Genomic DNA, 13,799 nt, shown 5'->3' with positions numbered 1-13,799 from the left:
AAGACAGGCGAGGGACGAGGGAAGAGGAAAGAAATAAGAATCCATGAACCTTCGGCATAAACAAGTGGTTGTGGTGGGATTGGGAAAATCGGGCGTGGCCGCAGCCCGGTTCCTGGTACGCCGCGAAGCGCAGGTTACCGTGACGGACCGTGCGCCGGCCGAATCGCTGGCCGCCCCGATTGCCGCCTTGAAGGGACTGGATGTGGAATTGAAGCTGGGGGGGCATGACAGCCAGGATTTTTCGAACGCCGACCTGGTGGTGCTCAGCCCCGGTGTGCCGCACACGATGCCGGTTTTGGAACCGGCCTGGGCTCGGGGAATCCCGGTGATCGGAGAGATGGAGCTGGCCTCGCGCTTTGTCCGGGAGCCGATCCTGGCGGTCACCGGCACCAACGGCAAGACGACCACGACGGAGCTGATCGGAGAGATGTTGAAAAAGAGCGGCAAGCGGGTCTTTGTGGGCGGGAACATCGGAACGCCGCTGATTGCCTATGCCGATGAACCCCGGGATCAGGCCGATGTGGTGGTGGTCGAAGTGAGCAGTTTTCAGTTGGACACCGTCCTCTATTTTCGTCCGGCTACTGCCGTAATGCTCAATATCAGCGACGATCACCTGGACCGCTACGCCTCCTTCAACGCCTACGCGGAATCAAAATGGCGCATTTTCGCCAACCAGCAGGCCAACGATGCGGCGGTTCTCAATAAAATGGATGCAACCGTGGTGGCCATGTTGGATAAACACCGCCCCGAATCCCGTTGTCTGCTGTTTTCGGAAAGAGCTGTTGTCAAGGGCGCAAAGATTTTACGGGACCGGATCCTGATGGTCAACGGAGGCCGCGAGCACAGCAGTTTCTCCATGGAGAAAAGCGGACTGATCGGTCCCCACAATCGGGAGAATGTTGCCGCTGCCTGTCTGGCAGCCCGGGAGCATGGGGCCACCGACGCAGGGATCCAGCAGGCCATCGATGATTTCAAGGGGCTGCCCCACCGTCTGGAAACGGTGGGCGAGGTTCGCGGGGTGCGCTTTGTCAACGACTCCAAGGCCACCAATGTGGATGCAGTCAACAGAGCCCTGGAATGCTTCGACCGGCCGGTGATTCTGATCATGGGCGGGAGAAACAAAAAAGGAGACTTCACTCTGCTCAAATCCAGGGTACGGGAGCACGTCAAAACCCTGGTGGCCATGGGAGAAGCGCGGGACGAGATCGTTACGGCCCTGGCCGGCGATCCGAAAAAAGGAATCGTCGAAGCGGGATCCATGCAGGCGGCGGTGGAAAAAGCACTGGAGAAGGCCGAGCCGGGAGATACCGTACTGCTCTCTCCGGCATGTTCCAGTTTCGACATGTTTGAAAACTATGCCCAGCGCGGAGAACGGTTCCGGCAAGCCGTGGAGATGTTGGGATGAGCACAGCCATAAAAAGAAAAGGCGTGCAGCCGTTAGTCTATGACCTGGGACTGCTGTTCCCCGTGCTGATGCTGGTGGGCATGGGCATCGTCATGGTCTACAGTGCCAGCGGCGCCATGGCCCTGAAAAAGTTCGGCAGCGATTACTTCTTTTTAAAAAAGCAGGCTGTTTTCTCGCTTATCGGCATCGTGGTGCTGGTGGGTTTCAGCTATATTCCCTACCGCATTTACCGGGTGCTCGTCTATCCGCTTCTGGCCATTTCCATGGCGATGCTGGTTGCTGTGGCTTTCACAGGATGGGGCGTGAGCGTCAACAATTCGACCCGCTGGCTGCAATTGGGGGCGCTACGCTTTCAGCCCTCGGAAGTGGCCCGCCTGGCGCTGGTGATCTATCTGGCCTATTCCATGAGTAAAAAAGGAGAACTGCTGCGCGATTTTTCTGTTGGATTCATGCCCCATTTTCTCGTTCTGGGCGTCTTTGCCGCCTTGCTGCTGGCTCAGCCCGATTTCGGATCGGTGGTGATTTTTTCGGCCCTGACGTGGATCATGCTTTTTGTGGGCGGTTGCCGTCTGACCCACCTTTTTTCCGTGTTTTTGCTGCTCGTGCCCGTGGGCGTGTGGGTCATGACCCAGGCCGATTATCGGCTCAAGCGATTGTTGATTTTTCTGGATCCCTGGAAGGATCCGACCGACGCCGGGTGGCAGACCATTCACTCGCTGATGGCTTTCGGCACCGGGGGGCTTACCGGGGTCGGTCTCGGCAAGGGCTACCAGAAGCTGTTTTATCTTCCCGAACCCCACACGGATTACATTTTTTCCGTTGTCGGAGAGGAACTGGGGCTTGTGGGGGTGATGGCCGTGATTCTGCTCTACACCGTCATGCTCATGCGGGGCATCCGCATCGCCCGCAACACGAGGGACCCTTTCGGCGCATTTCTGGCCATGGGCATTACGGTAACCATCGGTATGCAGGTATGCATCAATATGGGGGTGGCCATGGGGCTATTGCCCACCAAGGGGCTGACCCTGCCGTTTCTCAGTTACGGCGGCACAAGCCTGCTGATCAACATGGCGGCGATGGGCATCATGATGAATATCGGAGCACGGGATGCGCGCGACTGAAACCGAAAATATCCGGCGGTCGTTTAATGTGGCCATTGCCGGCGGCGGCACCGGCGGCCATTTGTTTCCCGGCATTGCCGTGGCGGAAGCGTTCCGGATGAAAGATCCGCAAAATCAAATTCTCTTCGTGGGGGTCGGCAATCCCTTTGAAAAAGCCGCCCTGGAAAGGGCCGGCTATCCCCAGCGAACCGTTTCTATCGAAGGGATCAAGGGCAGGGGGCTGTGGGCCAAGGCCCGGGCGGGGCTGAAGATTCCCATTGCCCTGTTCCAGGCTGCCGGTATCCTCAGAGAAATGCGGGCCGATCTGGTCGTCGGTGTGGGTGGATATGCCGCCGGTCCGGTGGCCATGGCCGCCTGGTTCAAAAGAATCCCGGTGGTGATCTGTGAGCAGAACACGGTGCCGGGGATCACCAACCGCCTTCTGTTTCCGGTTGCCCGGCGGATTTACCTCAGTTTCGAAGCCACCCGTGGCCGGATCGACCCCGGGAAAAAACGGGTCAGCGGCAATCCGGTCCGCCAATCGTTCATCGAGGGCGGGGATGTCGAAATCCAGGAGAAAAAGGTATTTACGGTCCTGGTCGTCGGAGGCAGCCAGGGCGCACACGCCATCAATATGGCCTTCGTGGCGGCCCTTGTGCACCTGAGACAAAAAGATCGCATCTGCATCGTGCATCAGACCGGTGCCGCTGACCAGGAGCAGGTGGCCCGTGCCTATGCCGAGGCCGGCATCGATGCCGAGGTGAAGGCCTTTTTCCACGACATGGCTTCGCGCTACCGCCGGGCGGATCTGGTGGTCTGCCGGGCCGGCGCCACCACCGTGGCCGAGTTGACGGCTTTAGGCAAGGCGGCCCTGTTCGTTCCGTATCCGTATGCTGCCGACAACCATCAGGAATTCAACGCCCGGGCTCTGGTGGACGCAGGCGCCGCGCAGATGGTGCTCGAAAGGGATCTTTCCGGCGCCGAACTGGCCGGGCGGTTGGATCGGCTGGCCGAGAATCCGGCGATGCTGGCCGACATGGCCTACCGGTCCAAAATGTTGGGCAGACCCGAAGCGGCGGAGTTCATCGTCGAAGATTGCTATAATTTATTGTGTGACGAATCATGTACCTGAAGAAATACCACATCCATTTTGTCGGCATCGGCGGCATCGGCATGAGCGGCATCGCCGAACTGCTCCTGAACCTGGGCTACCGGGTTTCCGGATCCGATTTGAAATCTTCGGACATTACCGACAATCTGACCCGGCTGGGTGGGCGCATTCATGTGGGCCATCGGGCTGAACAGATCGAAAACGCCGATGTGGTGGTGGTCTCCTCGGCCATCGATGCCAAGAACCCCGAAGTGGCCGCAGCCCGCCAAGCGGCGATCCCGGTGATTCCCCGGGCCGAGATGCTGGCGGAACTGATGCGGCTCAAATACAGCGTGGCGATCGCCGGCGCCCATGGCAAGACCTCCACCACTTCCCTGGTTTCCGGCGTGCTGGCCGAAGGCGGACTGGACCCCACCGTGGTGATCGGCGGCAAGCTCAAGGGCATCGGCCGCAACGCGGTCCTGGGAAAAGGCGATTTTATCGTGGCCGAGGCCGACGAAAGCGACGGCTCCTTTCTCAAGTTCTCTCCGGCCATCGCCGTGGTCACGAATATCGACAGGGAGCACCTCGATTTTTACCGGGACATGGATGCGATCAAACAGGTATTCCTCGATTTTATCGACCGGATTCCTTTTTACGGCCTGGCCGTGCTCTGCCTGGACAGCGAACCGCTTCAGGGCCTCCTCCCCCGGATCAAGAAACGGTTGACCACTTACGGGCAGAGCACCCAGGCCGATTACCAGGCCCGCGACATCCGTTTTGGCGAAATGAAAAGCCGGTTTACTGTGTTTCATCGGGGGGAGGACCTGGGAGAATTCACCCTGTCCATTCCGGGACTGCACAACGTTTACAACGCCCTGGCCGCTATTGCCGTCGGCCGGGAACTGGATATTCCCCTGGAGGCCATCAAGCGGTCCTTGGAAACTGCCGAAGGGGTGCAGCGACGGTTGGAGATCAAAGGGGAGATCGACGGTATTACCGTGGTGGACGACTACGGGCACCACCCAACGGAAATCCAGGTGACCCTGGAAGCCGTAAAGGAGAACTGGCCCCGACACCGCAAGGTGGTGGTATTTCAACCCCACCGCTATACCCGGACCCGGGCGCTGCTGGAAGAGTTCACCCGTTCGTTCAACAACAGCGACGTGCTGGTGGTTTTGCCCATCTACGCGGCCAGCGAAGCGCCCATCTCCGGAGTGAGCAGTGAAATTCTGGCGCAAAGCATCCGAGCCCACGGCCATCGCGACGTGATTTGCCTGGACAGCTTGGCGGCCTGCGTCGATCACCTGGAAACGAACCTGGCCCCCGGCGATCTGCTGCTGACCCTGGGAGCTGGAGATGTGTATCGGGTGGGTGAGATGTTTTTGGAAAGAAGAAAGAGCTGATGACGGACGATGAACGAGGGATGAAGGAAGACAACATTGAGGAATTGGGGAATTCAAGGATTGAGGAATTGTGAGCTGTGATCGGTGACCGAAAATCCCGAACCCAAAACTCGAAACGCTGAACCCAAAACGCTATGACCAAGCCCAAACGCAAAAACCGATTCAAGAAAAAGCGCTCGGTAAACCGGGATCTGCTACGCCGCCGAATCGGTTCAGGCCTGCGGGTGCTTGCGGGATTGCTTTTGCTGGCGGCAACCAGCACGGCCTTCATTTTGGCCCACGACTATTTTACCCAGGCCGATCAATTCACGGCCCGTCAGATCGAGGTGACCGGCATCCGGCGTCTCAGCCGGGAGCAGGTGCTCGACATCGCCGAGATTGGAAAGGATATCAATATCCTGGCCGTCAACCTGGCGACCACCCGCAAACGGCTGCTGGCCGACCCCTGGATCGCCGAAGCCACTGTCAGCCGCAAAATCCCGTCGGGATTGGAACTGCACATCACCGAGGAGCGGCCCCTGGCCTTTTTGGAGATGGAAGATGGACTGGGATTTTTGATCAATGCCGAGGGCAGGGCATTCAAACGCCAGGGTCCCACGAGCGCAGATGACCTGCCACGGGTTCAGGGGTTGAGCAATGCCGACTTGCCTGTCGCAGGCCAGCCAGAAACCGAAGCTTACGAAGCGGTGATGCGCCTTTTGACCCTGGCCAGAGAATCCGGTGGTCCCCTGTCGCTGCCTTCCATCCGTCGGATCCAGGTGGATCGGGAAATCGGGATCACTGTGGCGGTTGGTGAAGCCAACCGGGCCATAAAACTGGGATTCGGGCAGTATCGCCGGAAATGCGACATTTTGAAAAAATTACTGGCAAAAATGGAAAAAGACAGCCGGCTGAACACGTTTCGCGTCATCGATCTGTTCGATCTCGATCGGATCGTGGTGACGCTGGCGTCGGCAGTTCCGTCCGATGCGGACGATAAGGAGGTGTAAGTTGCACGGAGCCAAAGAGGGCAATATCGTCGTCGGCCTGGATATCGGTACGACCAAGATTTGCGCCGTGGTGGGGGAGGTGACGGGCCGCGAGATCAATATCATCGGCATCGGCACCCATCCATCCATCGGGCTGAGAAAAGGTGTCGTGGTCAACATCGAGTCCACGGTGGATTCCATCAAAAAGGCTGTCGAGGAGGCCGAACTGATGGCCGGCTGCGAGATTTCCTCGGTATACGCCGGCATCGCCGGGGGACACATCACCGGTTTCAACAGTCGGGGCATCGTGGCCATCAAGGGACAGGAAATTACACCCCAGGACGTGGAACGGGTCATCGACGCGGCCCGGGCAGTGGCCATCCCCATGGACCGGGAAGTGATCCACGTGCTGCCCCAGGAGTACATCGTCGATGACCAGGTGGGTATCCAGAACCCGGTGGGAATGGCCGGTGTGCGGCTGGAAGCCAAGATCCATATCGTGACCGGCGCGGTTACCTCGGCCCACAACATCGTCAAGTGCGCCAACCGGGCCGGGCTGGATGTGTGCGACATCGTCCTGGAAAGCCTGGCTTCAGGCGAAGCGGTGCTGACCGAAGAGGAGAAGCAGCTGGGTACTGGACTTATCGACCTGGGCGGCGGCACCAGCGACCTGGCCATCTTTTCGGGCAACAACATCAAACACACCTTCGTTCTGGCCCTGGGAGGCGACAACCTGACCAACGATATCGCCATCGGGGTGCGGGCTCCCGCCAACGAGGCTGAGCGCATCAAACGTAAATTCGGTACTTGCAACGCGGCGGCCATCAGCCCGGACGAAACCATCGAAGTGCCGGGTATGGGCGGACGCGAGCCGCGCAAGCTGCCTCGCCAGGTGCTGGGAGAAATTCTCGAGCCACGCATGGAGGAGATTTTCACCCTGCTTCAGCGCGAAATTTTTCGGGCCGGCATGGAGAACATGATCGCCTCAGGGATGGTCCTCTCCGGCGGTACTTCCCTGTTGGACGGTGCCACCGACATTGCTGAAGCTATTTTCGGGGTTCCGACGCGGCTGGGCAGACCCCGGGGAATCGGCGGCCTCACCGATGTGGTCAACAATCCCATGTATGCCACCGGTGTGGGGCTGGTCATATACGGCGCCAAAAAGGAGCCGGAGAAAAAGTTCAGAATCCGGGACAGGAATATTTTCAACAGCCTTATCGCCCGGATGAAGAAGTGGTTCAAAGACGTGATTTAATGGATAGGAAACTTAAAACCAAGGCGTACAGGCAAGCGCCGCTATGGGCAACACAAGCAAAGGGGGAGAAAATGACCAACATGTTTACGTACGTGGAAAATGAGAACTCGGCAAAAATCAAAGTGATTGGTGTTGGCGGAGCGGGAGGCAACGCGATCAACAACATGATCGCCAGCAACCTGCAGGGCGTCAAGTTTATTTCCGCCAACACCGACGCCCAGGCTCTGGATGTATCGCAGGCGGAGGTGCGCATGCAGCTTGGCACCAAGATTACCGAAGGCCTCGGTGCCGGCGCCAATCCGCAGGTGGGGCGGGATGCAGCCCTGGAAAACGCGGACATGATCAAAGAAGCCCTGTCCGATTCACACATGGTGTTTATCACCGCCGGTTTCGGCGGCGGCACGGGGACCGGTGCAGCGCCGGTCATCGCCCGGCTCTGCAAGGAAATGGGCATCCTCACTGTGGCCGTGGTCAGCCGTCCCTTTTCCTTCGAGGGACGAAAACGGGCCAAGCAGGCTGAAGAGGGCATTCTGGAGTTGAAAAAGTCCGCCGACACGGTGATCACCATTCCCAACGACCGGCTGCGGGGACTGGCATCCAAGAACGCCAAGATGGTCGACATGTTCAGAAAAGCCGACGAGATCCTGCTGCATTCGGTCAAGGGAATTACCGATCTGATCATGATGCCCGGCCTGGTGAACCTGGATTTTGCCGACGTCAAGACCACCATGTCCCGGGCCGGTATGGCCATCATGGGCATCGGTATCTCCAGCGGTGAGAACCGGGCCCTGGAGGCCGCCGAACGGGCGATTTCACATCCGCTGCTCGAGGACATCAACATCTCGGGCGCCAAGGGCGTACTGATGAACATCACCTCCAACAGCGACCTCACCATGGAGGAAATGACCGAAGCCTCCGAACGCATCTACAACGAAGTAGGCGAGGATGCCGAAATCATCTGGGGGGCGGTGATCGACGACAGTGTTGGCGACGAGATGAGCGTGACCGTCATCGCCACGGGTATCGGGGAAAAGGATAAGGAAAAGCAGGCGGCCCCCAAGGTCGTGGATCCGACCTACGGCGGAAAGGTGCGTGACATTACTCCGGCGGATCTGGCCCGCAGTGCGGAACTGGACCGGCCCACCTTCATTCGCCGCCAGCAGGCCGTGAATGATATGCCCGGCAACGACTTGTGCCGGGAATACAAGGGAATCGTCATCGATAACGACGACTTGGACGTCCCGACCTTCCTGAGACGAAAAGCCGATTGAATCGGTTCCCAGGCAATCTGAACCCATACGTCTATGCCGGTTTCACGTTGAACCTGAGGGAGGATGATGCAGCCAGATCAATGCAACCATTACCTGACAGGCGGCCGCCGGATGGGCCGGGATCGGCGTGAGTATTCTTACGCCTTGTGCATCCCTGAACGTCGCAGCGGTATCGAGCGTCGCAGCGGCGAAGATCGCCGGCAGTCTGGCCGAATTTTCTCCATGCAGGTGCCGCTGGATACAGAGGCCGTGACGGATTCGATGAGAGCCTGATAAACGGCTGCTCAGGACTGCTTGCGCGGACGATGTCCGGTAACCAACCATGGCAAGAGCATCTGTACAGGCGTTTGAAAAGCGTATGTCGGCCGAACGGGGTGCGATCCGAAAATCCCCGGCCGGTCGTATTCGCGTGGCCTTGGTCTATCCCAACACCTATCATGTGGGGATGTCCAATCTGGGGTTCCAGACCGTATACCGGCTGATCAACGATATCGACCATGCGGTCTGCGAGCGAGCGTTTTTACCGGAACAGGATGGCGGTAAAGCCGGCCGGGTGCTGACGGTCGAGTCTCGGATGCCCATCGAAGACTTCGACATCATTGCCTTTTCGATCTCTTATGAGAACGATGCACCTGCCGTTCTATCCATCCTGGAAACAGCAGGACTCCCCCTGCCAGCCAGTCGGCGCACTGCCGCTCTCCCCCTCGTGCTGGCAGGGGGCGTCCTCTGTTTTCTAAATCCGGAACCGTTGGCCCCATTTGTCGATGGGTTCCTGCTGGGGGAGGCAGAGGCCCTTTTGACCGATTTTTTCCGGGCCTTCGATCCATCCATTGAAAGAGAGAAGCACCTGCGGCAATTGGCCGTTGCCATTCCCGGCTTTTATGCGCCGTCCTTTTACCAGCCCCACTACCTGCCTGACGGCCGTCTCGAAACGATTGAAACCATAGCCGATGTCCCTGCCTTGATTCAGCGCCGGATGGTATCGGACTTGTCTGGTCTTCCCACGGCCAGCACCATTTTGACGCCGGACACCACCTTCGACGACACCTACCTGATCGAAGTTTCCCGGGGCTGCCCCCATGGATGCCGGTTTTGCAGCGCCGGGTATATCTATCGACCGCCGCGGTACCGTCCCCTGGATCTTCTTATAAAACAGGTAGAAAAGGGCTGCGCCTTGACCGACCGCATCGGATTGGTGGGCGCCGCGGTTTCCGATCTGCCAGGTATCGAAAAGTTGTGCGGCACGGATCGCAATGGGGAGATTCGATTCTCGTTCAGCAGCCTGCGGGCCGATGCCCTGGATGGTGCGCTGGTGGCGGCGCTGAAAAATAGCCAGGTCAAGACGGCCACCATCGCCCCGGACGCCGGCAGCGAGCGAATGCGCCGGGTGGTCAACAAAGGCATCACCGAAGATCACGTGATTGCCGCGGCCGACATTCTCGTCAATGCCGGTATTCCCAATCTGAAAGTCTATTTCATGATCGGCCTGCCCACGGAAACCGAGGAAGATGTGAATGCCATCGTGGAACTGGTCAAGCGGATCAAACACCGATTTCTAAAGACCAGCCGGGGGAAGGGGCATATCGGAACCATTACCGTAAGCCTGAGTTCTTTCGTGCCCAAGGCTTTCACTCCTTTCCAATGGGTCGCCATGGACGAGGTGGCCACGTTGAAACAGAAAATCAAGATCGTAAAAACAGGTCTGAAGAAGACGGCCAACGTGCGGGTTCACGCCGACGTACCCCGGTGGGCCTACCTGCAGGGAATCATTGCCCGGGGCGACCGACGGGTGGCGGACATCCTGCTACTGGGCCATAGAAACAGGGGCAACTGGCCCCAGACCTTTAAATCTTCCCCCCTCAACCCCCATTTTTACGTCCACCGCGAGCGTGATGCCGACGAACCTTTCCCATGGGATATCATCGATTCGGGCATCGACAAGGCCTTCCTTTGGAAAGAGTACCAGCGGGCCCTGGTCGGGCGTACCTCGGCCCCCTGTCCGGCCGATCCCTCCCGATGCAGCCTCTGCGGGGTTTGCAAAGGCAAGGCAGGCTCCTGATTCTTCTCCACGTTAACCGGAGGTTTTTCGGGTGCCTGTAGCCGGCTTGAGCGAATCGATTAAGTGGGGGACGATCGAGGCAGGAACTATCGATCCAGTTCGTTTCTGACGGCTATCCCGATTTTTTCGAGGGTAAACGGCTTTTTGATGTAGCTGCCGGCGCCCAGGCGCTGGGCCGCTTCGACCCGGTCGGACTTCGAGTAACCGCTGGCGATGACCGCTTTCTGGTGGGGTACTTTTTCGAGGACCCGCCGGTAGGTTTCCAGCCCGTCAATGCCGGGGGGCATGATCATGTCGAGGATCATCAGGTCGTAGTTCTTGTCCGCCGCCATGGCCACGGCCGTTTCCCCCGAATCCGCCTTGTCCGCAGCATAACCGAGCCGCTGCATCATGCGGCCGATCAAATCCCTTTGTTCCGGCGAATCGTCTACGATGAGAATTGACTCGCCTTTACCTAAATAGTCGTCGATGCGGATCGGGGCCGATTCCGGCAGTTCCGATCGCGAGGCGGGAAAATAGAGCGTAAAGGTGGTTCCGGTTCCTTCCTCGGTGGTGATGTCAATATATCCGTCGTGATCCTTAACCGTTCCCCATACGACCGACATACCCAGCCCGGTACCGCTGCGGCCCTGAGCTTTTCTGGTGTAAAAGGGCTCGAAAATCTTTTCCAGATCGGAATGGATCATGCCGATACCCGTGTCGGACACCTCGAGGATGGCATACTCCCCTTGGGGAACGACTTCAAAACCCGTGTAGGACCGATCCAGGTAAAAGTCCCGGGTGGCAATGGAAATCGTCCCCCCGGCGGGCATGGCGTCAGCGGCATTGCTGACCAGGTTCATCACCGTTTTGGATAGATGCGATTCCGATCCGTACACATGGCAAAGGCCTTTTCCCAAGTCGGTTTCAAGGGTGATGTCGGGATGATATCCGACAATTTTAAGGCATTCCGGTGTGGCAACAAAGTCTTTTACGAACTTGTTGAGATCGATCACGTTTTTTATGGCCACGTTTCGGCGTGCCAGGGTCAACAGATCCTGGACGATGGCCGACGCTTTCAATCCCGATTGCTTGATGGTCAGCAAAGGCTTGCGCAGCGGACTGTCCGCATCCAGGTCCAGCAGCAGAAGGTCGGGATAACTGACGATACCACTGAGAATATTGTTCAGGTCGTGGGCCACGCCCCCGGCCAGGGTGCCCAGCAATTCCAGCTTTTTTGCGTTCTGGAGTTTGGCTTCGAGGGCTTTTTTTTCCGTTTCCGCATTTTTGATTTCCGTCAGGTCGTGGACCACGGCCATGGCGAGCTTGGGAACGCCGTCATTATAGAAAAAGCGGAAGTTGGCCAGCACCCAAAATTCTTGTCCGTTTTTCCCGGCGAACTTGTATTCGGCCGAAAGTTCCCGCGGTGTCTCCCTGTAGACACGATTGATGAGTTGATCCAGGGTGTCTTTGCTCTCTTCGCAAAGCAGGGAATACGGATCCATCTCGAGTAGCTCATCGCGGCTGAACCCCGTGTATTCGCATATCACCTCATTTACGCTGATAAACTTGGCGGTTTGCATGTCGAATTCATAGATTCCGGCGGGCGCGTGTTGCACCAGGTTCCTGTATTTCTCTTCGCTTTCCTTAAGTGCCTTTTCATACCGCAGGCGTTCGGTGACATCCCTAGCCGCGCCCTGAACCGCCTTGGGCCGGCCCCGGTCATCTATAATGAGCCGATTGTGGTACTCCAACAGCACTTCTTCGCCAGAACTGGCGTAGGTTTTCAGGTAGCCCTCATCACTGCCCTTTTCCAGAATCCGCTCCATGTATGCGTCGAACTCGGCCCGGTATCGCTCGGGGATGAATTCCCGGATGTTGACGCCCTGAAGATGCTCCTTTGACCATCCATACTCTTCCTTGTAGGCCAGGTTGGTTTCCAGAAGCTGGCCGTCAAGATCGTGGAGGCAGATGAGATCCGAACCGTTTTCAAACAGATCGCGGTATTTTTTTTCGCTTTCGATAAGGGCCTGCTGGGCTTTTTTGCGCTCGGAGATATTCCGGGTTGCCCCCATAATCGCCGTCGGCTTTCCCTTGGCATCGCGAACGAAGGAAACGGTGGCCTCCGACCAGGTATAGCCGCCCCCTTTGAGGGATTGTTCCACCTCGACGGTTACGGTTCGCTGGGGATCGATGCCCGGCTGGTTGTCCCGGGCCAGTTCCGCCTCGAGAATTTTTGTCACCCTGACAAAGGATTCGGAGGACATGGATTGTTCGAGGCTCAAGGCCATGGCTTCCTCTGCCGTAAAGCCGCGTTGTTTTTTTACGGCGGGACTGATGTAATCGAAGGCCAGGGTATCGAGACTGACAACCCAGATGATGTCGGACACGTTTTCCGCCAGCAGACGATACTTGCGCTCGGAATCCATGAGCAGGGCTCTTTGGTTTTCCATTTCCCGCTTGGATTCAAGAAGATCCCGATTGGTCCGTTCCAGGTCCTGCATCAGGGCTTTGACTTCATCGTATTTGGCCTGGATCAAGCGATTGGCCTGCACCAGGTCTTCGACGGCCTGTTGGCGGTTTTTTGCCCCCAGGAAAAAACGTTTGAGAAAAAAAGGCTTTTTGGGAATCCACCGGACCCGGTAAAAACAGCCTTTGCAATCCTGGCGCGGTTTGTCCGGCCAGGTTCGGGGACCGTATTTTGCGGCGGCCACCTGGCACTCGATCTCTTCCACATCCGCCAGGGGCAGGCCGAACATGGTGGGAATGCCGGCTATAATGCCGCGGGTGTAATCGCAGTCAAACCGGGTCTTCTGGCGGCTGTCGTGGTAGCGGTCTTCCAGTAGTACCCGGGAGGAACCGATCTCGTGGATATAAACACTGCCGTTGAGTTTCAGGAAACGATTGTAAATGGGCGCCTGGGAGTAAATCAGGCGAGGATTGTCGAGCAGCCGCGCTACGCGATCCAGAAATCCCATGGAGCGAAAGCGCCTTGAGGCCAGGGCCATATGGTAGACGGCATTTTCGTCCCCCAGCATTTCGATCATGCGTCGGTAGAGCACCTGAAGCAATTCGTGAGAGATCCAGTTGTTGGTGTCCAGCAGATAGGCCTCGTTCAGGGGCAGTCCGGACAGAAGATCGCCCAACAATCCGTTATTCTGCTCCCGGACGTAAAAAAGGAGGGTCCGCGTGAGCCGGCAACTGATTTCCTTTTTTTTTGGAGGATGTTGTAAGGTGTGCATCAAAAGGCATCATATCGAAGCCGC

At 57.8% G+C, this 13,799-nt stretch carries 10 protein-coding genes; 9 read left to right on the top strand and 1 reads right to left on the bottom strand.

Annotated elements, in window-relative coordinates:
* Positions 1-43: 43 nt before the first annotated feature.
* The 9 genes from murD (at position 44) to GN111_RS12560 (ending at position 10,554) form a co-directional block, all read left to right on the top strand.
* Positions 44-1,405, top strand: a complete 1,362-nt coding sequence (murD, locus tag GN111_RS12600) for a UDP-N-acetylmuramoyl-L-alanine--D-glutamate ligase (RefSeq protein WP_155304082.1) — start codon at positions 44-46, stop codon at positions 1,403-1,405.
* The gene (ftsW, locus tag GN111_RS12595) at positions 1,402-2,526 is read left to right on the top strand and encodes a putative lipid II flippase FtsW (RefSeq protein ID WP_155304081.1); all 1,125 of its coding nucleotides are present in this window, start codon (positions 1,402-1,404) and stop codon (positions 2,524-2,526) included. Before murD ends, ftsW begins: the two co-directional genes overlap by 4 nt.
* Positions 2,513-3,637: an undecaprenyldiphospho-muramoylpentapeptide beta-N-acetylglucosaminyltransferase gene (gene murG, locus GN111_RS12590; protein ID WP_155304080.1), complete on the top strand. Its 1,125-nt coding sequence runs from the start codon at positions 2,513-2,515 to the stop codon at positions 3,635-3,637. Before ftsW ends, murG begins: the two co-directional genes overlap by 14 nt.
* Positions 3,628-5,001, top strand: a complete 1,374-nt coding sequence (murC, locus tag GN111_RS12585) for a UDP-N-acetylmuramate--L-alanine ligase (protein ID WP_155304079.1) — start codon at positions 3,628-3,630, stop codon at positions 4,999-5,001. Before murG ends, murC begins: the two co-directional genes overlap by 10 nt.
* A 134-nt stretch (positions 5,002-5,135) precedes the next feature.
* Complete coding sequence (locus GN111_RS12580) at positions 5,136-5,990, top strand: cell division protein FtsQ/DivIB (protein ID WP_155304078.1); 855 nt, start codon at positions 5,136-5,138, stop codon at positions 5,988-5,990.
* A 1-nt stretch (position 5,991) separates the two neighbouring features.
* Entirely contained in the window at positions 5,992-7,224 is a 1,233-nt protein-coding gene (ftsA, locus tag GN111_RS12575; protein WP_231715730.1) for a cell division protein FtsA, read from the top strand.
* 80 nt (positions 7,225-7,304) lie between these two features.
* Positions 7,305-8,495, top strand: coding sequence for a cell division protein FtsZ (gene ftsZ / locus GN111_RS12570; protein WP_353740202.1), 1,191 nt, complete (start codon positions 7,305-7,307; stop codon positions 8,493-8,495).
* A gap of 63 nt (positions 8,496-8,558) precedes the next feature.
* A complete protein-coding gene (locus GN111_RS12565) occupies positions 8,559-8,768 on the top strand; it encodes a hypothetical protein (protein WP_155304075.1) in 210 nt (69 codons plus the stop codon).
* Positions 8,769-8,817: 49 nt separating this feature from the next.
* Complete coding sequence (locus GN111_RS12560; protein WP_231715729.1) at positions 8,818-10,554, top strand: radical SAM protein; 1,737 nt, start codon at positions 8,818-8,820, stop codon at positions 10,552-10,554.
* An 86-nt stretch (positions 10,555-10,640) separates the two neighbouring features.
* On the opposite strand, the gene GN111_RS12555 is transcribed toward GN111_RS12560, so the two are convergent.
* Positions 10,641-13,775: a PAS domain S-box protein gene (locus tag GN111_RS12555; protein ID WP_155304074.1), complete on the bottom strand. Its 3,135-nt coding sequence runs from the start codon at positions 13,773-13,775 to the stop codon at positions 10,641-10,643.
* Positions 13,776-13,799: the final 24 nt, after the last annotated feature.

This window comes from Desulfosarcina widdelii, from assembly GCF_009688965.1.
In the GTDB taxonomy this organism is placed as follows: Bacteria; Desulfobacterota; Desulfobacteria; order Desulfobacterales; family Desulfosarcinaceae; genus Desulfosarcina; species Desulfosarcina widdelii.
Note: the sequence above shows the minus strand (reverse complement) of the source record. Positions and strands in the feature narration are given on the sequence as shown.